Below are 219 nucleotides of genomic sequence, written 5' to 3'. Positions count from 1 at the left end.
AGTTCGGGTGGCGGTGTCGAAGCCCGTCGCATTCGTGGCCCGCAACGACACCGTGTAGGTGCCGGCGGCGGTATAGGTGTGCGACGGGTTCTGCGCCGTCGACGTGGTGCCGTCACCGAAGTCCCACAACCAGCTCGTCGGGCTGCCGGTCGAGGTGTCGGTGAAGGTGACCGACAACGGCGCCGTGCCGCTGGCCGGAGACACCGTGAAGGACGCCGT

At 68.5% G+C, this 219-nt stretch carries 1 protein-coding gene; it reads right to left on the bottom strand.

From position 1 onward, the window contains the following. A partial coding sequence (locus DDE18_RS22565) for a PKD domain-containing protein (RefSeq protein ID WP_116574656.1) occupies nt 1–219 on the bottom strand: 219 nt, incomplete at both ends.

The organism is Nocardioides gansuensis (genome assembly GCF_003076135.1).
In the GTDB taxonomy this organism is placed as follows: domain Bacteria; phylum Actinomycetota; class Actinomycetes; order Propionibacteriales; family Nocardioidaceae; genus Nocardioides; species Nocardioides gansuensis.
Note: the sequence above shows the minus strand (reverse complement) of the source record. Positions and strands in the feature narration are given on the sequence as shown.